This is a genomic window from Paenibacillus sp. GYB004, assembly GCF_036577605.1.
GTDB classification, from domain to species: domain Bacteria; phylum Bacillota; class Bacilli; order Paenibacillales; family NBRC-103111; genus Paenibacillus_AB; species Paenibacillus_AB oceani.
Window position 1 is genome coordinate 271,657 of sequence record NZ_JARBDB010000057.1, and the last position, 23,067, is coordinate 294,723.

Below are 23,067 nucleotides of genomic sequence, written 5' to 3' on the forward strand. Positions count from 1 at the left end.
ATTACACGATGATTAAGCTTGGCGTCAATTCGGTGTTGTTCAAGCAATTCGATTTTGCGACCGCTGCCAAACAAATCGCGCTTTGCGGTTATGACGGAGTGGAAATATCGGCCATCCAAGGGATGTGCGAGCATCTCGATCTGAGCAGGTGGAAGGAACAAAAAAACGAGCTGCAGGCGATCGTTCAGGAGAACGGCCTTGAATTTCTGTCGACGGAGGTCGCCTCCTTAAGCGAAGAACGGCTGCTGCCGGCATTCGAAGCAGCGGCGGAGATCGGAATACCGGTCATCAACGTCGGCCCCGGAGGCAAGCTCGGCGTCGAGGAAGATGTCGTCGCTTCGATCGACAAGCTGGCCCGTTTATCCGAGAAAGCCGCTTCCTTCGGCGTAACTTTGTGCGTGAAAGCGCACGTCGGCAACGCCATCTACAATACGCCGACTACCTTGCGGGCGATGAAGGAGATCGGCTCGGCCGCCTTCGGCATCGATATGGACCCGAGCCATATTCACCGCGCCGGCGAAAACGCCGAAGAGGCGCTGCCGGCCGTCCTTAGCCGGGTCAAACATATTCATATCCGCGACTGCAAAGGCCGGGAACGCGGACCGGGTCCGATCGAGATGCAGGCGTGCGGACGGGGCGATATCGATTTGTTCGGCTACTGCAAAGCGATGGTCGACGGCGGCTACAACGGCCCGGTCGTCCTCGAAGTAATCGGGGCGACTCCTGAGCATTCGCTGGCCCAGGTTTCGATCGTAGCGGCCGAATCGTACGGGTATTTAAACGCTTGCCTGAAACAGCTGGGTGCCCGCTAACCCACGTACGGCAGGTTGAGCTTGCGAAGTGGGCGGTGGGCTTCACTGCGGCATGCTCAAAAACATAGTACGAACCGGCTCTTCTAATGAAATAAGAGATGTTTGTACTCTTTATTTTTGGCTTATTCGGAAGATCGGGTTCTATAAGGGCGGTTTGCACCCCTTATTTCTACCAATCTGACGGGTCATCACGATTTTCACGGGAAATAAGAGTTTCAAATCGCTCTTATTTCCCTTTGCTAAGCGGTTTCGAACCAATTAAGAGGTACAAACCGCTCCTATTCGGCACTCTATATGCTCATAAGCAGGAGATGCGCCAAAAACCCAGGCTCCTAACGCCGGGCCGGGCATCCACTTTTAGGAGGAATCCAAATGTCAACCAAAAAACCGAATGTGATCCTATTCGGCATCGACAGTTTGCGCCGCGACCATATGAGCTCTTACGGCTATCCCAAGCTGACCACGCCGCACCTCGATAAAATCGCCTCGGAAGGCGTCCTGTTCGAGCAGCATTTCAGCCCCAGCATCCCGACCACCCCGGCGTATGCCGCGATGCTGACCGGCATGGACGTATTCGGAACCGATGTGGTCGCGCTCCGGCATAAAGGTCCGCTCGGCGACCATGTGCGCACGCTGCCCGAGGTGCTCGGCGAGCACGGCTACAATACGACCTGCATCGGATTTACCGGCAATCCGTCGTCGCGCGGGTTTCAGACGTACCTGAACTTCGAATCATGGCATCCGGACGAGACCGGTCGCGCCCCGAAGGCGCAAAACCTGAACGAGGTCGCCATTCCCGAGCTGGAGCGGCTTGCTGCCGACGATAAGCCGTTTCTCCTGTTCCTGCGTCATATGGACCCTCACTCTCCTTACTTGCCGCCTCAGCCGTATGAGCGCACCTTCTACGGCGGCGACGAGAAGGACCCGTCCAACACGTCGATGGAGCCGGTATACGAGTTCAAGCCGTTCGCCGATTTTCTGAAATCGTGGATTCCCGAAGGCGTCACCGACCACGCCTATGTGACTGCCCAATACGACGGCGCCGTCGCTTATATGGACGCGTGCATCCAGTCGATCTTCGCCAAGCTGGACGCGCTCGGCATTACCGAGGAGACGCTGATCGTCATAACGGCCGATCACGGCGAGACGCTGTACGAGCACGACTGCTACTTCGATCATCACGGCTTGTACGATTGCACGCTCGTCGTTCCGCTTATCATTAAATATCCCGGCGTCGTCCCTGCAGGCAAGCGGTGCTCCAGCGTATCGCTGATCCAGGACATTATGCCGACCGTGCTCGATCTGCTCGGAATCGAAACGAATATCCAGTTCGACGGGCAAAACCTGGTAAAATGGATGAACGGGGACGAAATCAAACGGATCAGCGAATTTTATATTACCGAATGCACCTGGATGCGCAAGCACGGCTGGCGTACGCCGGAATGGAAGCTGATCCGCGCGCTGGAGCCGGACTTCCACTTCAAACCGGAGGTCGAGCTGTACAACCTGATCCGCGATCCGGAGGAGAATCACAACGTCGCGGACCAGGAGCCGGAGATCGTGGCGCTTCTCGAGAAGCGGATGAACGATTATATCGCCAAGCGCGAAGCGGAAACGAACCGCGTCAATCCGATCTTCACGAACTTGAACTGGCACGGCAAAGGCAAGCCGTTCACGACTTCGCAGGAAGCGTACGACGGCATGTATATCGGTTCGATCGTCAACGCCCGTTCCCTTCAGGAGAAAAAAGCGGAGAAGTGAGAACACGTAACCGGACGGCACCGATCGCCGATTTCCGGATCTTCATAGAACATAAGCGAATTGCCTGACCAAGGTTCATTACACCGATCCGGCATACGGAAAGGAAGGTTCACCATGATCAAAATCGCGGTGATAGGCGTTAATCATATCGGCGGCATTCATTGCCGCACGTACCGGCAGCATCCCGATACGGAGCTTGCGGCCGTCTGCGACCTGATGCCGGAGCGGGCGCAAAAAGCCGGGCTCGAATACGGAGTGCCCGCCTATACGGATATGGCCGAGATGCTGGCCAAGGAACCGATCGACGTCGTCATCGTGGCGACGTCCGGCATGGAGAAAGGCAGTCACCATTACGCGCCGGTGATGGCGGCGATCGAAGCCGGCAAAGACGTGCTCGTCGAGAAGCCGATCTCCAACCGGATCGACGAGGCGAGACGGATGGTCGCATTCGCCCGCGAACGGGGCGTCCGGTTCGCCTGTAATCTGAACCACCGGTTCACGCCCGCCGCCTTTCGCGCGAAAGAGCTCGTTACGGAGGGAAAGCTGGGCTCTTCCCTCCTCTTCCTGAATATGCGGCTGACGATTCAAAATCCGCAGGAAGATACGGAATGGCTCCATATGCGAGCGCTTCACCCCCATTCGATCGACGTAATGCGTTATTTCGGCGGGGACGTGGCGAGAGTACAGTCCTTTATGACGAAAGCGCCGGGCCGCCAGTCGTGGTCGACCGTATCGGTCAACATGCAGTTTGCCTCCGGAGCCGTCGGACATTTGACCGGCAGCTACGACATGTCGATGCGCCACCCGATCGAATTTTGCGAAGTGGCGGGCAATGAAGGCCGGATCGTCATCGACAACGTATACGAAAGCATGACTTATTATCCTCATCATTCCAGCGATTTGACGGTGTTCCGCAATCCGATCTTTAACGGAATGATGGGTTTTAACGATACGTTCCGGATTCGCATCAACCGGTTCGTGGAACAAATCAAGGCGGACGTTGCCCCCGGCGATATCGAAGCGTCGGGCGCCGACGCGCTCGCCGCGCAGGAGATTATCGAAGCCGCGATCCGCTCTCACGAGCTGGACGGCCAGCCCGTCGATGTGCCGAAGCCGGAAGCTTCAACTTAGACCACCGGAGGAACGCTGACATGAAAAAGCAAGCGAACGTATTATGGTTTACCGGCTTATCCGGAGCAGGGAAAACGACAACCGCCGAATATGTAAGAGACCGGCTGCTCGAACAGGGACGCCGCGTGGAGCTGCTCGACGGCGACGCGCTGCGTCAGACGATCTGCAAAGGACTTGGCTTTACGCGCGAAGAACGGCTTGAAAATATAAAACGCATCGTATACGTTGCGGGACTGCTGGCGAAGCATGAGGTGATTGTTCTCGTCTCGGCGATTACCCCCTACACGGAGATGCGCGATTATGCCCGCAAGGAGCTTGCCGGATATGTCGAGATTTATGTGGAATGCCCGCTGGAGGAATGCGAACGGCGTGACGTTAAGGGACTATACGCCAAAGCGAGACAAGGCGAGTTGAAGCATTTTACAGGAATATCCGATCCGTATGAAGTTCCGCTCGCACCCGATGTGACGATCCGGACGTCGTCCAATTCGCTCGAAACGAACAGCGCCGCCATCCTAACGCGGCTCGGCCTGATGTAACCGCTTGACGAATGGGCCGATTAGGAGGAAACTGGAATGAAGATCATACTGATCTCGCTGGACACACTACGCGCCTCCAGACTTGGCGCTTACGGTTACAACAAGCCGACCAGCCCGCATATGGACCGGATCGCCCGCGAAGGGGTGCTGTTCGAGCGGGCTTATGCCGCGGATATTCCGACCGAGGTGGCGCATACCGGAGTCTTTACCGGCAAAATCGGGCTGACTACCGGCGTCGTCTCGCACGGCTCGGAGCTGACCGCCTTGCCGAAATCGACCGCATGGCTGCCCTCCCTGCTGCGGTCGGCCGGATTTACGACCTCCGCTGTCGATAATTTGTATCAATTGAAGGAATGGTTCGCCAGAGGGTACCGGTATTATATCAACAGCGTAGGCGGCAACCGCTGGATCGACGGCAAGACGGTAAACGAGCTTGCTTTTCCTTGGCTGGAGCAGCATAAGGACGATTCGTTTTTTCTGTTCCTGCATTACTGGGACGCCCATACGCCGTATTTGCCGCCCCAAGAGCTGATTCCGCAGTTTTACGACGGCGGACGCGATCCCCGGGACCCGGCCAACCGCAGCATGGAACAGGCTTACAACCATCTGGCCTATCCGTTCTTCAAGCATCATCATTACGATCTGATCGGCGCGGTGACCGATAGCGACTACTACGACGCGTTATACGACGCGGAGATCCGCTATCTGGACGACCGGCTGAAGGAGCTGGACGACCGGCTGGAGGCGCTCGGCATCCGCGAGGATACGCTGCTTGTCCTGTTCGGCGATCATGGAGAAAGCTTGACCGAGCACGATATTTATTGGGATCATTGCGGGTTGTACGAGCCGACCGTACACGTTCCGGTCATTATGAGATGGCCCGGACGGATGCCGGAAGGCCGCCGGGTGCCGGGATTCATCCAGCAGGTCGATCTGCTGCCGACGATTCTCGAAGCCGTCCGCCGCGAACAGCCGGCAGACATTCGCAGCGAGAAGCTGCAAGATCCGGACGGTCTGGACGGCAAAAGCTTGTGGCCCGCTATCGAGGGAACGGCCGACCGGACCCACGACACCGTTTATTTGAGCGAGTGCGCCTGGCAGGCGGCTAGGGCGATCCGTACCGACCGGTACAAGCTGATCCGGACTTACGATTCCGGCCCCTATATCCGGCCTGCGAGAGAACTGTACGACCTGCAGACCGACCCCGGGGAGACGGTCAATTTGGCCGACTCGCTGCCGGAGTTGGCGGATCGGCTCGAACGCGAGCTGCTCGACTTCGTAAGCCGCAAGCTGAGCGGCCGGGAGGACCCGATGGAGCGGCAGCTCCGGGAAGCCGGTCTTCCCTTCCGCAGACGGATCGAGCAAATTCTCGCTTCCGCCGGACTGTCCTGGGACGACTGGAAGCGCGATCCCCGCCGGGAACGTTTCGACTCGGCCGTTCATACCCGCTAACCGTTATGCATCAAAACCGTCATAAAGCGACCGGATGTTCGGAGTTATAGGGCGAGGAGTGAAGCAAAGGATGAAGGATATGATCAGAAGCAGCGGATTAATGAGAGAGGAATTCCCGTTTTGGATTACCCGGCATGTCCAAGGAGCGATCGCGGAGCACGGCCACGAATTCGTCGAGCTCGTATACGTCGTCGGGGGAAGCGGGTATCACATTTTCCAAGGGACGGAATATGAGATCGGGGCCGGAGACGTCTACATCATCAATCCCGGTGAAACCCATGCCTACTCCGTAAATCCCGGCGAACACATGGAAATCGTCAACTGTTTGTTCATGCCGTCCTTCATCCCCGACGCGCTTCTGAAGGAGCTGGAGATTACCGCTTCGATGGACTATTTCTACGTGCATCCGTTTATGAATCAGGATGTCCGCTTCAACCACCGGCTCAATCTGCACGGGCAGGATGCGGTATTCGTGCTCCAACTGCTGGACAGCATGATCCGGGAAATCGGCAACCGCGGTCTCGGCCACAAAACATTGATCCGGCTGCAACTGATCGAGCTGCTCGTCCTTCTCTCCCGCTATTATTCCCTGATGCAAAACCGGGGGACGATTCCTTCCCCGCGCCAAGTCGACCGGGAAATAACGGCAAGACGGATATACGGTTATATGGAGCGTAATTACGACAAGAAAATTACGCTGGAATCGCTGGCCGGACTGTTCAATGTCAGCATACGCCAGCTGAACCGGCTCATGAGGCAGGAATTCGGCCGCAGCATCATCGATGTACTGCATGATATCCGGATCGAGCGGGCCAAACGTCTGCTGACCGAATCGGAAGAAAAAGTGATCACTGTCGCTTCGCTGGTCGGTTATGACGACCCTTCCTTCTTCAGCCGCCTGTTCCTCCGACATGTCGGCTGCCCGCCGAGCCGGTACCGCCAAGGGCTGGAACTGCGCCGGCTGCAGCGCGAAGTGCGTTGATTCCGGACATGGGAAAGGAGACCTTCACGATCCGTTATGGGGAAAAGACGTCCGAATGTTCTGCTGATTACGGCGGACCAGCTCCGCTACGATTGTATCGGCTCCAGCGGCAAATATCCGGTCCGCACGCCGAATCTCGATCTGCTAGCTTCTCAAGGCGCCGTATTTTCGGGCGCTTATTCGCATATTCCGGTATGCGGACCGGCCAGGCAATCGCTGATGAACGGGCGAAGGGCCGAAACGTTCGGGGCATTATGGAACTTTAACGGAGCCCTACCCGTCGCCTCGCTCCAGCCCGACGGGTACAGCTGGGCACGAACGCTCGAAAGCAGCGGCTACGTGTCGGCTTTTCTGGGCAAATGGGGCGTTCATCCGACCTTGGACGCCACCGCTTTCGGTTACGGTTCGTATACCGGCGAAGCCGAATACGCCCGGTTCGTCAAGCAGCGCTATCCGGACGTGAAGTTCTCGAACGGATTTTTCGGCGAGGCGAGTCCGATTCCGCTCGAACATTCGCGCACTCATTGGCTCGCAGCGCGAGCCGAGGATCAGCTCGAGCTGCTGCACAATTCCGGGAAGCCGTGGCATATGGCGCTTCATTTCCCGGAGCCTCATCTGCCCTGCCGACCATCCGGACATTTCGCCACGATGTACGATCCGGACACGGTTCCGCAGTGGGACGGTTTCGCAGAGACGTTCGCGGGGAAGCCGTATATCCAGAAGCAGCAGCTGCTGAACTGGGGGATCGAGAACTTTACCTGGAACGACTGGGCTCCCATCGTCGCCCGGTACTACGGTATCATCAGCCAACTGGACGAAGCGGTCGGGCGCGTGCTGCAGACGCTGGACCGGCTTGGCGCCGCCGATAACACCCTCGTCCTTTTTACCGCCGATCATGGCGATATGTGCGGTTCGCACCGGATGATGGACAAACATTATATTTTATACGACGATGTCGTGCACGTCCCGCTGATCGTCCGGTACCCCGGCGTCGTGAAGGAAGGAACGGCGTGCGGCGGGCTCGTCTACAATTTGCTGGATCTCGCCCCGACGCTGCTCGACCTGCTGGGTCTGCAGCCGGACGATCCGGATCACCTGCAGGGCCGTTCCTGGGCCAAACTGGTGAGCGGCGGCGGACTGGACGACCCGGATTGGCGGGATGCCGTCGTGGCCTCGTATAACGGGCAGCAGTTCGGGCTGTATACGCAGCGGATGATCCGGACGAAGGAATGGAAATACATCTGGAATCCGACCGATACGGACGAATTGTATGAGCTGACGGCCGACCCGGCCGAGCTGACGAACCGGATCGGCGAGCCGGAGCTGGCCGGCCTCGTCGCCGGTCTGCGGCGCAGACTTTACGAGACGCTGGACGCGGACGGCGACGCACTCGTCGCCAACGAATGGATGCGCCGGCAGCTGCTGGGCGGTAGCAAGCTATAGAGGGCCGGGAGCGATTCGTGAAGTCGCTCCTGTTTTTTTGCGGAGGGGGCCGAATAAGAGAGAATAAGAGAGGTTTGAAGTTTCTAAAATCGACGAAAAGGGCGTATACCCCATCGGTTGGTTGAAATAAGGGGTGCAAACCGCCTTAATTTGACGCTGTCATCCCATTCCGCCGAAAATAAAGGGTGCCAGAGACTCTTAGGATTTAGCCGGCACGAATTTCGTGGATAAGCGGCTATCCCATCCACACAATTTACTATAGCGTAACACTCCGTTAACGATGCGATAATAGTCGGCTTGTATACTAATAGAAACGAGGAAAGGAGGTGCGGTGGAAATGTACTACGAAGAAGACCGGGTTCCCTTCGACCAGCCGGACGAAGTAACCGAAGATAACGCCAAAGACAAGAGCCAGGACTTGAAAGAAGCAGTTGTCTAAACGACAGTGCTTTTTTTATTTGTACATGTCATTGAATGATCTGCCCTCGCTGCGAAGAACAAGAGGCTTCCGGGACAACCTTGGGACAACCTCGCCCTTTCAGTCCGCAAACCTCTACTCCTCAATCGCTAATTAATAGGCAGACCGATTCGTCCTGTGACGCTCCTCGATCGCCACGAGACAAACCTTCGCTTCCAGTAGACCCTCTCCTTTCTCTTTAAAACCCATTGTTAGTTTGGTAGTGGACGGTTTCGATACAGTCGTTTGATCCGCTTTCCGCCGCTCCTCAAGGAACCTTTCCCGGCTGGGTGAATATCCTAGTTTAGCACACTTCGGGGGAGGGAACGCGATGTACTACTACGATCCTAGATGGGGCAGATGGATGTATAGCCATACGGCGCCCCGGCCGTTTCTTCCCGATTATGCCGCTAACGTTCATCCCGGCCTCCCCGCCAGTCCCCTTTCGGGTTTCGCGTCAGCCGTCGGGAAGGAAGCTCCGGCAGTAGCAACGTCCGGCTCCGATCAAGGAACAGACGGCGACCAACGCGCGGTCCGTGCCGGAAAGGCGGGTGACATCGTCGTCATCTGCATCAACGGGCGCAGCGGGATGAACAGCCCCGGAATATCCAAGCTGCGCGATACGTTGTACATCCGGCTGTCCCCACTTGGCGTCCCGGCCCGCAACGTCTTCCGGAGAAGCTGGAACCAGAACGAAGACGGCAACCCGCTGGGCACTCCGTGGATCTGGGATTTGAACAACGAAATCGAGGAAAGAAGCCGCAAACCGAGCTATTTGGCTATCATCGGCCATTCGTACGGCGGCTGGGCGGCTTGCCGGCTGTCCCGGGTTACGGCGAAAATTCCTAATTATATCGGTCTGATCGACCCGGTATTCGGCCCGGGCAACACGATGAACGCCGCCGATATCCCCAAAGCTCATATGATCAAGAACTGGTATCAGCACAACGGAGTGACGAGCGGCAATCCGTGCACCGGCTTCGGCATGATCCCCTGCTTCCCCGTCGAAAACGGGTTGTCCTGCGGCTACCAGGAGGTTCCTGGCGCGCAAAATATGCTCGTCCGTTATATGCGCAGCTGGGACGGCACGCCTACGACCGTCGAGTGCCCGGGCATCGGAGAGGTACCGGTACCGGCAACGCACGGCAATATCGATGACGACCTCTGGATTCAGCGGCAAATCACCGAACATATCGTCCAGGATGTTAAGAAGCTGCTGTACAGCCGTTCCAAGCGTTGACAGATCTCCGGCAAGCCGGCAAGCTCCCGTTACAACGAAAGAAGCCTTAAGACCCGCCCGGAGCGCGGGAGCCGAAGGCTTTTTTGCTAATCTATCGACGATTTCCTTCCATCACTTTCCGTTGGCAAGGCCATGTACACGAGGAAGGCTCCTCCATCGCCACCCTTTCCCTTCACCGGCTATTCTCCAAGGTTCTTATAGTAATACACCGTAGCATGAAGCTCGCCGTCTGCCGATCTGGCATACCCGGGAATCCGACCGGCCATCGTATAGCCGATCGAGCTGTACAGCCGGTTGGACGGGTCCCCTTCCCTCGTATCGAGCACGAGCAGCGACCTGCCTAGTTCAGCCGCCTTCGCTTCGGCCTGTAGCATTAGCCGTCTGCCGATTCCATGCCGGCGGTAATCGGGGTGCGTCATCAGCTTGGCGATCTCCGCACGGTGCGAGCCGTTCGGCTTCGTACATACGTGCAGTTGCACGCTGCCTGCGACCCGGCCGCCGGCCAGCGCCGCATACAAGACCACATCCGGGCCGGGCACGTCCTCCCAGTACCGGGTCGCCTCCGCTGCGGAAAGCGGCGGCATAAAGCCGACCGATGCGCCATCCTCCACGACATAACAGCTCGGCGAGCTCGTCTATCCTGGACCGGACCGAATGTAGCGGTACAATCGTCACGTCGATTGCCATCCTATCGCCTCCATTGGAAGTTTGCATTGCATGGTCTTAGTATAATCCGCCACAGCAGCCTGCCGCTTCTTACAACACCCCGTAAGACTTGAGCGTCTTCAGCCGTTCCACAGTCACAAACCCCCGCCATTCCTGCTCCGCAGCGATGCTCGGCGGTTGCCAGCTGATCGGCCATCCTCCGTCCTCCTGCTGTTGTTCGGCGAGCGCCTTCAAATGAATCCGCTTGTCTTCCCCGGATACGAATTTGCCGGCATAACTCTCCTTCTGAGGCGCCCAATCCAGCACTTTTTGCACATATCCCGAAGCGTGCGGGTCTTTCTCGATGACGCCGGGAGCGCCCAACCATTCATCGACTTTACGCCAGTAGGCGGCCGCCCTTCCGGTATCCGGGGTATGCTGGAGAAACTGAATCCAATGCGTGCCGTCATGAAAGCCCGACGGTTCGTTCGACTCCATATAGCTCCATATATAACGCACATTCTCCTCGAACCAATGCTCCCGCACGATCGCCTGGTCCCCGTAATGCTTGTACAGCAGGCCGATGATCGTGCCTGTCGGGTTCATCGAAGGACAGCGGTCGTCCTCCGTCGACCACCACGGCGTATGAGCGTATCCATGGACGCTGCTTCGTATGAGCGGCAGCCCGCCGTTCTCCAGCGTTATCGTCCGCACATACGCGGCGATCCCTTCCATAATCGCCGGATCGAAGCAATCGATCTCCTCCATCACAAGCAGCGCCATCTCGGTCGGGACCGGCTGGCTGTGCGGATCGCGAATATCCGGCTCCAGCGCGTTGCCGAAACCTCCGTCGGCATTTTGATAAGCACGGAGCGCCTGAATGACCGCCTCCTTCGTTCCCCTTTCGAAATGATACTCGTACCGCTTCCGGTCCAGCAGCCTCGCATGGCTGTACAGAAACGATCCGGCTTTGTCCACGATGGAATGGTTAGTCATAACTGGATAAGCCTCCTCTGAAAATAGATCTGATTACAGAGGCTGTCGATTCATTGTATAGAAGTGTCAGCAGGCCGTTCCAAGTGAAAAGTTACCTTCTTCTGCTCAAACAGGTTGTCCGGAATCCCTTGATTGAATAAGGATTGTAAGGTAGGGGATTCCAGACAAAACTCGCCAGAAGGTCATCTTTTCCCTTTCCTCTTGGTTGTCCACAATGAATCGACAGCCTCATTACAGCGAGTTACGCTCCGAATCCGGCGTATACCGTTCGTATAATTGCCCGGCCATCTCGCGAATCCCGGCGCGAAGCTCGTCCGGCTCCAGCACATCTGCCTGCATGCCCAATGTAAAGAAAAATCGAACCGCCCAATCCCACTCGGAGGCGGGACAATCGAATTCCACCGTCCACTCGTCATCGGCTATTTGCCTGACGTGCTCTCCGATATGGTAGTCCTGCTCGGCCAGCAGCGCACCGCGGTAGGTCAGCTTGGCGGCGATGCGCACAACAGGTTTGGCCGGCGCATCCTCGTCTTCCACCCTCAGAAGCTGTTCGCTTAACGCCTCATCCGGCTGGTCGATCGCCTCCAGCTCCTCGATCCGGTCGACACGGAAGTTGCGTACTTCCTTATGCAGAGGGGAGAACGCCTCACAGTACCAGAACCCATGCGCCGTATAAATTTTGCGGGGATACAGGCGGAGCCGCCGGTGATGGTTTTCCGACCGGTACAGCACATGAACCCACCGGGATTTGGCCGTATACTCGAGCAAGGCGGACAAGTGGGGCGTTTTCGTTTTGCGGACGGGCACTTCGAGTTCCATCCTGTCGAGCAGCGGCTCGACCTGCTTCAGCGTTTCCTCCGGCAGGACCGACCGGATTTTGTCGAGGACCGTCCATCTGGCCTGGTTAAACGGGGTGTCCGTTATACTCGTCATCGCCCGGAGCGCAAACAAGACGGTCAGCGCCTCCTGGGAATCGAGCTGCAGCGGCGGCAGCCGGAAGCCTTCCATCATCCGGAAGCCTCCGGACGGTCCCGTCATCGAATACAGCGGGATGCCGATCTCCGACAACGACTGCATATCCCGCAAAACGGTCCTTTTCGAAACTTCGAACTTGTCGGCCAGCGACTGGGCCGTCTCCGGTCTTTGCTGCAGGGCGATCAGGATCGCCATCAGCCGGTCTGCTCTCTTCAACGCCTCTCCCCCGTTTCTTACTCCCCCATTATATCCGTATAATGGTGACAGCATGGATGTCACTAATTGTACCCGGCTTTCCGGGAAAATGAGAGTATTTGTTTCAAATTCGCGCAGCCCCGATTTTTTGTTGTTAAAAAAAGGGATATTTTGATAAAAAGGTTGACTTGACGTCCTTCATTCAATACAATAACAGTACGCTTAATTTCCGATTCTCCAATCGGAAAGCGGGGGAACCATTCTTTAGGGGCGAATCGTCCGGTCCGTTCATCGGGACCGCGTAGGGAACCATCTTTCCCGAGTCCGTCAGCTAACCTCGTCAGCAGTAGATGGGGTCATTCTGTATGTTCATTCTGCACACATGACCCTGGATACAGGGTCTTTTTCTATTGGTATAAGACCCTGTCGAGCGTTGTTGGGAGACATTCCCTCTTCGCCCGGGGTCTTTTCTTGTTTACACCCTTGACCTCAATCATCATCTTCTGCTGACCGGAACGGCGAATTACGAATGGATTGGACGATAGTAGCACAGAAGGGAGGAATCGCAAGCACACGGTCCCTAAGATCTGACTAGCATGCCGGGTAGATCGAAAATTAGAAAAACGGGAGGAATGTGCATGGCACAGCCAAAGTACATTACAGATATCGATAAAATTGTAAACATACCGGAGACGGAAAGAAAAAGACTGAAGCAAATTACCGAGAAATTCGTGTTCCGCGTCAACGATTATTATTTGAACCTCATCAATTGGGAAGATCCCCGAGATCCCATCAAAAAACTGGTCATTCCGAACGAAGGCGAGCTCGCCGAATACGGGCGCTGGGACGCCTCCGATGAAGATACGAACTATGTCGTGCCCGGCTGCCAGCACAAGTACCGGACAACGGCTCTCCTGATCGTATCCGAAGTATGCGGCGCTTATTGCCGTTATTGCTTCCGCAAGCGGCTGTTCCGCAACGACGTCAAGGAAGCGATGTCCGACGTCGAGCCCGGCCTCGCATATATCGCCAAACATCCCGAAATCAATAACGTGCTGCTTACGGGCGGCGACAGCCTGATCCTCGCTACCCCAAAACTTCGAATGATCCTGGAGCGGCTGCGGGAGATGGAGCATGTGAAAATTATCCGTCTCGGCTCGAAAATCCCCGTCTTTAATCCGATGCGGATCTACGAGGACGAGGAGCTGCTGGAGACGATTCGTACTTACTCCACGGCCGACAAGCGCATCTATGTCATGGCCCACATCAATCACCCCCGCGAAATAACGCCGGAGGCGAAGCGAGGCTTCCAGGCCTTGCACGAGGCGGGAGCGATCGTCGTCAACCAGACGCCGGTGCTCAAAGGCATCAACGACGATCCGGCCGTACTCGGCGAACTGCTCGACCGGCTGTCGTGGGCAGGCGTCACCCCGTATTATTTCTTTATTAACCGGCCGGTGGCGGGAAACCGCGATTTCGTGCTTTCGCTCGAAGAAGCGTACCGGATCGTGGAGCAGGCGAAAGCCAGAACGTCCGGTCTCGGCAAGCGCGTCCGCTTGTCGATGAGCCATACGTCCGGCAAAATCGAAATACTCGCGGTCGAAGACGGCAAAGCATATTTGAAATATCATCAGTCCCGCGACGATGAATACGGCAAATTTATGGTGCTCGACTGTCCGAAGGACGCCGCCTGGTTCGACGATTTGCCGGGCAACGAGAAGTTTTGGAAGAAGCCTAAGAAGAAAACGAACGAAGTGGTCTCTGTTAACGAGCTGCCCGACATGCCAGTAGCCCGAGTGGCCCGAAGCAGATAAAACGCCAGCAGAAAAGCCGTCCGGCTTGCACAATGACCGGACGGCTTTTGGCTATGTTATTTCAGGCTTCCGAAGCTACAACCGAATCTCGCCGCCGCCCGCCGCCGACTTCACGATCGCATCGGCAATTTCGACCCCGTGAATCGCATCCTCGAACGACACGTAGTCCGGCGCTTCCCCTCTTCCCAAACAGTCGCACAAATAAAGGAGCTGCTCGCGGAGCGAACCGGCCGTCTGCTTGTGGAGCGTCTTGATATGAATATTCGTATCCGGCGTCGTTCGCCCGGTCTCGTTCCACAGCTGCAAGCCGGAGTTGGACGTTTCGAAAGACGCGGTTCCGCCGCTGCCGATCACTTCGATCTGGTCGGCGATCGCGATGCCCGCCCGATCCGGCGTCATCCAGTTGCTGTGCAAAAAGGCGAGAATCCCGTTCTCGAATTCGAGGCACGCCCACAGCACTTCCGGAGTCTCCGATCCGGAGGGCGATCTGCCGTACGCCCGGACGGTCCGGACCCGGCTCTGCGCGTACCAGAGCGCCAGATCGATATCGTGGATCATCAGCTCGTAGACAGTGTGCGTCCGGCTGTAGGTAGCGAATAAATACTGCTCCCGGGCCCGCTTCATATACATGCTGACCGGCCGACCGATCTCCCCGTCCGCGATCGCCCGCCGGATGTCCGCATAACGCGGATCGAACCGCAGCAGATGGCCCGGCATCACGTAGCGCCCCTGCTCCAGCGCGACCCGGTGCATCTCGGCAGCTTCGCTAAGCCGGGTGGACACCGGCTTCTCCACCAGCACGTGCTTGCCGGAGCGAAGCGCCTTCACGACCGGATCGAGATGCAGGTGCTCCGTTGTCACCACGCTGACGAGATCGATATCGTCCCGCTCAAGAAGCTCGCTGTAATCGGTATAACACGACGGTACACCGTACTTGATCTTCGCCACGTCCAGACGATCCGGTCTCGGATCGGCGACGGCCGCCACTTCCGCGTGCGGAAGCGCATGAAACGCCTCGAGATGGCACTCCCCCCAGTTTCCTAACCCGATAATGCCGACTCTGACTGTACTTGCCACGATCCAGCCCTCCCCTTACGGCCGCAAAATGATTTTCCCTTTCGTCACCTTGCCCGCGACCAGATCTGCGAAAGCGGACGCCCCTTCCGCTAGCGGGCGTTCCTCCGTCCAACCGTCCTCCGTAATTTTCCCGGAAACCAGCAGCTGGACCGCGTCTTTGAAATCTTGCCGCGTGTAGCAGAACGATCCGAGCAGCTCGATCTCGGAACGGATCGTATAGTTGATCGGCAGCACCGTATCGTCGATGCCCAGGCCGATATTCATTAGCGTCCCGCCCGGATTAAGCAGTCTGACGGCCGCTTCCCGGGTCGGCTGAAATCCCGCGGCGTCGATGACGACGTCCGTACCCCGCCCTCCGAAAGCTGCCTGCACCCGCTCTTCCAAATTGTCCTCGCGCGCATGGGCCGTATCCGTTATGCCGATACTGCGGCACATCGCCAGCCGGTCCGGATTCGTATCGACGACCATCACTTTGGAAGCGCCCAGCAAAGCCGCCGTCTTCGCGCACAACAACCCGATCCCTCCGGCGCCGAAGACGATTACATTCGCAAAAGGATGCCGCTCCATCGCCCTTCGGGTCGCCCGCAGCGAGCAGCCAAGCGGCTCGGCCAGGGCGGCGCGCCGGGAACTCATCGTCGCCGGAACTTCAGTTAACGTATCGACCGGTACGATCGCCCATTCTGCGAAGCCTCCCGGCCGGTGGATGCCGATAATGCGCCGCTCTCCGCAAAGCTGCGTCAGCCCTTTCAGACAGCGGTCGCACGTTCCGCAGAACAGCAGCGGATTGACGACCGCCTTTTTGTTCAGCCATGCCTCGTCTCCCGGATCCCCGACCTGTTCCACGATCCCGCAAAATTCATGCCCCATAATAAGCGGTGGGACGCGAAGGCTGTTATGTCCCAGATACCCTTCAATCTCCGATCCGCATATCCCTACCGCCTCGATCCGCAGCAGCGCCTCCTGCTTCCCGGGAACCGGGCGGTTATGCTCCTCCAGCATCATCGTTTCAGGTGCCGTCCAAACCAATACGTTCATCCCGCTTGCCTCCGTCTCCATGTTTTGCTTTATTTCGGGTCCTCCGCAAACCAGCTCGTCCCGATCTCCCGCCGCTCGCTTGCCTCATTCTTCCGCAGCACCTCCATACATTCCTGATAGGAGCGCTGAATATGTCTGCGCATGATCTGCTCCGCCGATGCCGGATCGCGCGCCACCAGCGCCTCGATCAGCTCGCGATGATCGTTGTACTCCTTCTGCTTCGTGGAAGTCATGCCGAGAATCCGGTTGACCAGCTGGATCTGAAACGAGATCGATTCGTACACCTGGATGAGCCGGGAATGCCGGGAAAGCTGGATGATGCTCTGATGCAGATGCAGCGATTCCTTAAGCAAGGTCGGTTTCGTCTCGTCGTGCAGCCAGTCGCCCATCTGGCCGTAAAATTCGACCAATTCCCGGATTTCCTCATCCGAGGCGTGCTGAGTGGTCAGATGGATGGCCAGCGCTTCCAGAGAGGAACGCAGCGAATAAATCTCGAAGATGTCGGCCGCCTCCATCTTTTTGACAACGGGGCCTTTGCTCGGAACGATCGTAACGATCCCTTCCCCGGACAGATGGCGGATCGCTTCCCGGACCGGCGACTGGCTGATGCCGTACTCCTTGGCCAGCTTGATCTCGACGATCCGCTCCCCGGGGTTCAGCTCGCCGCTTAATATTTTCCGCTTAATAAGCTCTACGAGCTCGTGGCTCATGCTTTTTTTCTGAAGCAGGATTTTCGGTTCCGTTGGTTGCACAGGTTCCAACTCCTTTCCTCACGATAATTTTATATATAATATATTATAGTTTACGTATCATCGTCAATTGTTTTTAAAGAAACCATAAGAAAAGGGAAGAAAAAACTGAAATGCTATTGACATAGAAATCGATTAACGTTTATATATTATGTATAATCTACTTTATAGCATCTACTAACCGGTTCGTTTTTCGCTTCTACTCCCTCATAACGTCCCTGTTTCGCCGCCATCGACATCTATGTATGCGCTATCATAAGCTCCGGAATGGATAGGTAGGAGGTGCCCGCACGATGGACAAGTAATCGATTAAGCGGCAGCTTGCAGCAGGTCCTGCAGAGAAGTACCTTGTTGCGTTGCCAAGGCTGGACGTATGGAAGATGGATAACCAAGCTAAAGGAGAATGAATATGACTGACAAACGGCTGAAATGTTTATTGTCCGCGGCTGCCCTTGTATGGATCGCTGCTTGCGGAACCGGTTCGAGCAATAACGAAACGAAGTCCGCCGAGTTGCCCGAATCCGCCCCGCCGAAGGCGGCAGAACCTGCGGAGCCGAAAGAAGCGGTAGAACTGGTCATCTTCTCGAATACCGGAGATTCCCAGGAAGGATTCAACTCCATTCACGGCAATATCATCCGGCAGAAGTTCCCCGACTACACGTTCACCTACATCCAAAACAAACCCGGCTCGACGCTGCCCGAGCTGATTGCCCAGAAGCAGCGGATCGATCTGATCTATCAGAACATCTCCTACTTCTACGAGCTGGGATCAAGCGGAAACTTGCTGTATGACATGACCGAGCTCGTTCAGACGAACAAAATCGATTTGGGCAAGTTCGAGCCTACTCTGATTGACGGCATCCGGAACTCCGGAGGCGGCAAGCTGTACGGTCTGCCGGTAACGAACGTCGGCTTTGTAATGTATTACAACAAAGAAATCTTCGACAAGTTCGGCGTTCCGTACCCGAAGGACGGGATGTACTGGGATGAGCTGACAGAGCTGGCCGCCAAGCTGACGCGCAAAGAAGGCGACAAGCAGTATTTGGGCTTTGCGACCGATCTGTTCGCTCTTATGAACAATCCGTTGTCAATCCCTCTGCTTGATCCCAAAACCGAGAAGCCCACCTTCACCCAGGACGGCTGGAACAAGCTGCTGGAAACGTTCGTCCTGAAGCCCGCCGACAATCCGGCCTATAAAGACCGGACAGCTGCCTTGAAAAATATCCCGTACCGGTTTGAATTTACGAACTCGCAGGAGCTGGCCATGTTCGCCTTCATCTCCAAGTTTCCCCAAGCCGTACCCGAAACGCTGGAGAAAGTGAACTGGGATATGGCCGCTCTCCCTACCTTCCGGGATTTGCCCGGTGTCGGCACGCAGACGACGCCGGAAATATTCGGCATCACCTCGATGGCGAGCAATAAACAAGCTGCGATGGAGGTCATTCATTATTTAACGACGAAGGAAGCCCAGATGATGTATTCGAAAAAAGGGCTGATGCCGGTCATCAACGATCCGGAAGTGAAGCAGGCGTTCGGGACCGGGTCTGCCTTCCAAAATATTAACTGGAAAGCGGTTTATTATAACAAGCCCGCCCCAATTACCGTGAGGACCAATTACCAGTTGACAGTCGAGGGGATATTACGGAAACATGCCGTTCAGCTCGTCTTGGGCAATAGCGATCTGAATACCGCCTTGCGGACCGCATCCGAGGAAGCGGAGAAAGCGGTAGCCGAGTTAAAAAGGTAAGTGCCGGCAAACCGCCTGTAGTACGACATGCCGTCCGGTTCGGTTGTACGTCCGGACGGTCTTTTGACGTGCAGCGCCCGGATACGGATGTATCGCGTCATCTGCTGCCCGCAGTCGTGTGACGAGCTGGCGGCGTTAGGGCGGCTATCGGCTTCAACTAGGGCCGGGTGAAACTTTTCCGGAAGCTTTACCGGAAGCTTTACTTCCGTTATGGATTGCATACAGCGGAGAATCGCCATATAGCGGAAGCTTTGGTTCCGCTATTTCCCGTGTAACCGTCGCTTTTACCCCAAACGGCCAAAATAACGGAAACCCTATTTCCGCTATTAGGTGAAAATGATCGGTTTGGCAAAAATAAAGGAAGTTACTCTTCCGCTGGCACACAAACGTGCAGGGCCGGATTCGTTCAAAATCACGAAACTATGAACCGGTGCTTCCGGCCGGCGCACTTCTTGGGCTTCATCGTGCCGGCTTCCATGTGCCGACATCGTGCCGTCCTCCACGTACGGGCTTCTGCCCGCCGCTGCACAACACCACGCCGCTACGCCTCTTCTAAGAAGAGATTCAAAACAACCAGGGGAGCGGCCGTGAGCCTCTCCCCTTTTCCTAGCTCCCGTCTGACAGCGGCTCGCCAAACTCCACGCCACGCCGCGCATCATCACAGCGTACCATACCGTACCGCTGCACAACGCTTCCTTTATCCTATAACGCCAGTCCTCAAAAGCTTCTGGAAATCTCATACCAGACGCCGGCGATCCGCTTCAAGGTTACGAACTGATCTGTGCTTGCCCCAGCAATGTTCGCGCTCCCCTTGGTCCGGATCGTGGACGGTCCGTATACAATCGTCGTATTGGCGTCCAGCCGAACGACGATCGTCTGATTGTCCGCTCCGTCGTCAAACATCGTGACCGATGTAGACGACGAGTTGGCGAAGACGAACGAGCCGCCGATCCCGACCGACGGCGTAGTATCGCCTGCGGCAAACGTATACGGGTCCGTATCCAGCGCGTCATTGCCCGCGCATTGTTTGAAGTGCCCCCGGCCGCGCGTCAAAAACAGCTTGCTGAGCGTCGCCATGTGGAACGAATTGTTTTTCAGCGTATTGCCTGTCAGCTTGCCGCTCGTTTCCTCAAAGCAGTACAAATGATACGCATAACTGGCCGTGTCCGTCACCACATTGTTCTGGATAATATTGTTTTTGGTGCTCGTCGTACCGAGCTGCGATACGTAGATCGCGCACATCGCTCGCCCGGTATAGCAAGAACCGATGATGTTGTTCTGGATGATGTTCGACTCCGAATCCTTCGTCGCCCATACGGTCCCTACCGAAGGCGGGCCGTAGTTGGGCCGCGAATATTTCGCTCCTGTCGGAAGGGGCCGAATCCAGTCGTTCTCCAGGGCGATCCCGGCGACGTAATGCCTCGATATCGCATTGCCGTCCACTTTATTGCCGATCGAGTTAACCGCCAGATATACGCCGTAATTCGTAAAGCTTTCGATCGTATTGTCGGCGATCAGGTTGTCGTACGAGCCTGTGTTGACATTAACGGCCGCTTCGCCGCCGATCGAATTGTAACCGTCGAGCTGTTTCATAAGATTGGAGGTGACCAGATTTTTATAAGCCCCGTATCCGAGCAGCACGCCCGAGGAGAGGAAGCCGATCAGCTGGTTGTCCGAGATGATGTTGTTGTTGGACGACTGGGCCACATAGATGCTGCGATGATTTTGTTTGTAGCAATAATTATGCGATACGACGCTGTTTTCGACAGCTAACAGGTTAATCGCATAGCTTCCATTTAATAAGATGTTGTCGGTGATGATGTTCCCGACGCACGGTCGGGTAGGCGGCACAATGTTGCCGTTATCGTGGAACCCGCCGAAGTTGGCCGACTCCCCGATCAGGTCGATAAGCAGTCCTCTTTGCGTCGGCTTATCGTAGCCGTCGATGTAATTGTGCTGGATCTTGTTGTAGTTGGAGCTGAACCATAACAAGATGCCGTAATGATTCAACGAAGCATGATTCGTAAATCCGTAGATGCGGTTATGAGTGAAGGTGCAGTTGGAGCATCCGTCGGCTTTGATCGCTTCCCGGTCGCCGCCGGACATATCGATATTCGCCTGCAAAGTAAAGTGCTCGACAGCGGTTCCGCCGAACAGGTTCGGCCCGTCCAGCTGGACGACTCCGTTGACCGCCGTCCCTTTCCCCTTGATCACGCCGTCGCATATAAGCGATACGGTTCCGTTTTTGATCCGGATCGACTGCACCAGATACGTTTTCCCGGACGGGCAATAGACGGACAACCGATTGGCAGCAGCATAATTCAAAATCGCCTGAAATGCGGCCGTGTCGTCCGTCACCCCGTCCCCAACCAGCGGGGCAAGCGGAACCGGCGGGTTCATCACGTCAATGGCCTGCACCGTGTCCGCCATCACGTCCATCGTATTCATCAATCCTCCTGAAACAACTGCGGCGCCTGTCATGCCCAGAGTAGCCAGCATCGCCCTCCGGCTGATCCGCTTGTTCGATTTGACCTGCGTATAGTCCGATCCTTCTGGAGCAGTAGCTTCAACCGTATTCCCGTTCGCGAATCGATGCTCATTCATAGAACATTTCCTCCCGGTTTTCTTATTTGGTTTTCTGCTTGTACGCCTCGATCTTTTTCAGTCCGTCTTCCTCCATCATTCTCAGCGCCGTGTTCAAATCCATCTTGCCTAAGTTGAACTGGTTGCCGATCGTGTAATAAGTGGTGAGCAGATCTGCGTCATAGGCCGGCTTGGGCGGAATCGGCGCGAATTTGTTATAAAAGATCGCTTTCCAGTTCCGATCCTTGTAGAACGAATCTTTGCCCAGCTCCATCTTCACCTTGTCGTTGTTCAGCACCGGCATCGTCCCTTTCCGCGCGATGTCGGATTGGAATTCGTCGGAGACCAGGTATTTCAGCACTTGCGCCGCCGCGTCCTTGTTCTGGGCCATCTGCGTAATCCCGTAATAGCTCGGATACGACTGGGAGCCGACACTTGGCATCTCCTTAAAGGTGGGCATCGAGACGATGTCCCAATTGATGCCTTGCAGTTCCTTCTCCCATGCATAGATCAGACTGGACAGGTAGAGAAACATCCCGACCGTCTTTTCTTTCACGAATGCGTTGATATCCGGTATTTTATTCGCTTTCTCGATGGCATCCTTGTAGCCGGGAGCATTCATCGGCTGGACGTAAAATGCGTCGAAAAACGTTTTCCATCGCTCATCCTTATTAATCGCGGGTGCACCGGTCGCCGGATCGGCGCTAGGTACGGAGAATGGGTTTAAACGAAGGGTGTGAAAAGGAGAGTGCGTAAATCCGTAATACTGAACTCCGTTCTCAACCCGGGTCAGCTTTTTGTTCAGCTCCATGATCTCGTCCCAGGTCATTCCGTCTTTCGGGAACGGGACGCCGAATTTATTGAAGAGATCTTTGTTGTAGTAAAGCACCAGATTGGTGGTTGTAACCGGAAGGCCGTACAATTTCCCGCCGGACGCTTGCTTCACGGCATCGACAACGGTGGAGTCCAGCCGCGTCAAATCGATTTGGTGCTTCTTGATCAGCTCGGTCATGTCGTATTGAATATTAACGGGAAAAGCCTGGGCCTCAAAGTTGCCGATCGATTGATAAAAAATATCGAACCGGGTTCCGGTCGTAATCAGGTCCGTCAGCTGAGTTCCTTGTCCCGCCTGGATGTACTTGATCGTATAGTTCGGAAACTTCTGGCGGACCAAGTTGCCCATCCGGGCGTCGAAGCTTTCCGGCAGCTCCCCGTTATTCGAATAAAACACAATTTCGGCCTTCTCCTGGGTGTAGTCGATCGGAGCCGGTTCCTTTTTGTCCGCTTCCCCGCCGACTGCTCCGGTTTTGCCGCAACCGGCGGCGATGGAAGCAGCGAGCATCATCGAGATCGGAATCGCGATATATTTTTTATTCATCGGTGAATCGAACCCTCTTTCTCCATCTATTCGCACAGAATTCTGAAGGGAAGACC

At 56.0% G+C, this 23,067-nt stretch carries 16 protein-coding genes, 2 pseudogenes and 1 riboswitch; of the genes and pseudogenes, 10 read left to right on the top strand and 8 right to left on the bottom strand.

The window, feature by feature from the left end; genetic code table 11:
- Positions 1 to 8: 8 nt before the first annotated feature.
- The 8 genes and pseudogenes from PV433_RS24405 to PV433_RS24440 all read left to right on the top strand — a co-directional run bounded on the left by PV433_RS24405 (position 9) and on the right by PV433_RS24440 (position 9,817).
- Positions 9 to 812, top strand: coding sequence for a sugar phosphate isomerase/epimerase family protein (locus tag PV433_RS24405; RefSeq protein ID WP_332074636.1), 804 nt, complete (start codon positions 9 to 11; stop codon positions 810 to 812).
- A 372-nt stretch (positions 813 to 1,184) separates the two neighbouring features.
- Positions 1,185 to 2,573 (top strand): sulfatase family protein, encoded by a 1,389-nt coding sequence (locus tag PV433_RS24410; RefSeq protein ID WP_332074637.1) that lies wholly within the window; start codon positions 1,185 to 1,187, stop codon positions 2,571 to 2,573.
- Positions 2,574 to 2,687: 114 nt separating this feature from the next.
- Complete coding sequence (locus tag PV433_RS24415) at positions 2,688 to 3,704, top strand: Gfo/Idh/MocA family protein (RefSeq protein WP_332074638.1); 1,017 nt, start codon at positions 2,688 to 2,690, stop codon at positions 3,702 to 3,704.
- A 14-nt stretch (positions 3,705 to 3,718) separates the two neighbouring features.
- A pseudogene (cysC, locus tag PV433_RS24420) lies at positions 3,719 to 4,243 on the top strand (adenylyl-sulfate kinase); the annotation flags it as partial.
- Positions 4,244 to 4,279: 36 nt separating this feature from the next.
- Complete coding sequence (locus tag PV433_RS24425; RefSeq protein ID WP_332074639.1) at positions 4,280 to 5,695, top strand: sulfatase family protein; 1,416 nt, start codon at positions 4,280 to 4,282, stop codon at positions 5,693 to 5,695.
- Positions 5,696 to 5,765: 70 nt separating this feature from the next.
- Complete coding sequence (locus PV433_RS24430) at positions 5,766 to 6,677, top strand: AraC family transcriptional regulator (RefSeq protein WP_190931252.1); 912 nt, start codon at positions 5,766 to 5,768, stop codon at positions 6,675 to 6,677.
- A 36-nt stretch (positions 6,678 to 6,713) separates the two neighbouring features.
- Positions 6,714 to 8,120 (top strand): sulfatase-like hydrolase/transferase, encoded by a 1,407-nt coding sequence (locus PV433_RS24435; protein ID WP_332074640.1) that lies wholly within the window; start codon positions 6,714 to 6,716, stop codon positions 8,118 to 8,120.
- Positions 8,121 to 8,908: 788 nt separating this feature from the next.
- On the top strand, positions 8,909 to 9,817 hold the full coding sequence (locus tag PV433_RS24440; protein WP_332074641.1) for a hypothetical protein: 909 nt from the start codon (positions 8,909 to 8,911) through the stop codon (positions 9,815 to 9,817).
- Between the two features lie 179 nt (positions 9,818 to 9,996).
- Here the strand turns inward: PV433_RS24440 and PV433_RS24445 are convergent.
- The 3 genes and pseudogenes from PV433_RS24445 to PV433_RS24455 all read right to left on the bottom strand — a co-directional run bounded on the left by PV433_RS24445 (position 9,997) and on the right by PV433_RS24455 (position 12,649).
- Positions 9,997 to 10,504 (bottom strand): annotated as a pseudogene (locus tag PV433_RS24445) (GNAT family N-acetyltransferase).
- A gap of 69 nt (positions 10,505 to 10,573) precedes the next feature.
- Positions 10,574 to 11,458 (bottom strand): prenyltransferase/squalene oxidase repeat-containing protein, encoded by an 885-nt coding sequence (locus tag PV433_RS24450; protein WP_332074642.1) that lies wholly within the window; start codon positions 11,456 to 11,458, stop codon positions 10,574 to 10,576.
- Between the two features lie 231 nt (positions 11,459 to 11,689).
- Positions 11,690 to 12,649 (bottom strand): helix-turn-helix transcriptional regulator, encoded by a 960-nt coding sequence (locus PV433_RS24455; RefSeq protein ID WP_332074643.1) that lies wholly within the window; start codon positions 12,647 to 12,649, stop codon positions 11,690 to 11,692.
- Positions 12,650 to 12,837: 188 nt separating this feature from the next.
- Positions 12,838 to 12,989, top strand: a riboswitch (cyclic di-AMP (ydaO/yuaA leader).
- 277 nt (positions 12,990 to 13,266) lie between these two features.
- On the opposite strand from PV433_RS24455, the gene PV433_RS24460 reads away from it, so the two are divergent.
- The gene (locus tag PV433_RS24460) at positions 13,267 to 14,442 is read left to right on the top strand and encodes a KamA family radical SAM protein (protein WP_332074644.1); all 1,176 of its coding nucleotides are present in this window, start codon (positions 13,267 to 13,269) and stop codon (positions 14,440 to 14,442) included.
- Positions 14,443 to 14,517: 75 nt separating this feature from the next.
- On the opposite strand, the gene PV433_RS24465 is transcribed toward PV433_RS24460, so the two are convergent.
- The 3 genes from PV433_RS24465 to PV433_RS24475 are packed head-to-tail and all read right to left on the bottom strand — an operon-like array spanning position 14,518 to position 17,306.
- On the bottom strand, positions 14,518 to 15,519 hold the full coding sequence (locus PV433_RS24465) for a Gfo/Idh/MocA family protein (RefSeq protein ID WP_332074645.1): 1,002 nt from the start codon (positions 15,517 to 15,519) through the stop codon (positions 14,518 to 14,520).
- A 15-nt stretch (positions 15,520 to 15,534) separates the two neighbouring features.
- The gene (locus tag PV433_RS24470) at positions 15,535 to 16,554 is read right to left on the bottom strand and encodes a zinc-binding dehydrogenase (RefSeq protein WP_332074646.1); all 1,020 of its coding nucleotides are present in this window, start codon (positions 16,552 to 16,554) and stop codon (positions 15,535 to 15,537) included.
- 29 nt (positions 16,555 to 16,583) lie between these two features.
- On the bottom strand, positions 16,584 to 17,306 hold the full coding sequence (locus tag PV433_RS24475; RefSeq protein WP_332074647.1) for a GntR family transcriptional regulator: 723 nt from the start codon (positions 17,304 to 17,306) through the stop codon (positions 16,584 to 16,586).
- A 406-nt stretch (positions 17,307 to 17,712) separates the two neighbouring features.
- Between PV433_RS24475 and PV433_RS24480 the strand changes: the two genes are divergently transcribed.
- On the top strand, positions 17,713 to 19,050 hold the full coding sequence (locus tag PV433_RS24480) for an ABC transporter substrate-binding protein (protein WP_332074648.1): 1,338 nt from the start codon (positions 17,713 to 17,715) through the stop codon (positions 19,048 to 19,050).
- Between the two features lie 717 nt (positions 19,051 to 19,767).
- Here PV433_RS24480 and PV433_RS24485 read toward each other — a convergent pair.
- Positions 19,768 to 21,654, bottom strand: a complete 1,887-nt coding sequence (locus PV433_RS24485; RefSeq protein ID WP_332074649.1) for a NosD domain-containing protein — start codon at positions 21,652 to 21,654, stop codon at positions 19,768 to 19,770.
- Between the two features lie 22 nt (positions 21,655 to 21,676).
- Entirely contained in the window at positions 21,677 to 23,011 is a 1,335-nt protein-coding gene (locus PV433_RS24490) for an ABC transporter substrate-binding protein (protein ID WP_332074650.1), read from the bottom strand.
- Positions 23,012 to 23,067 lie beyond the last annotated feature (56 nt).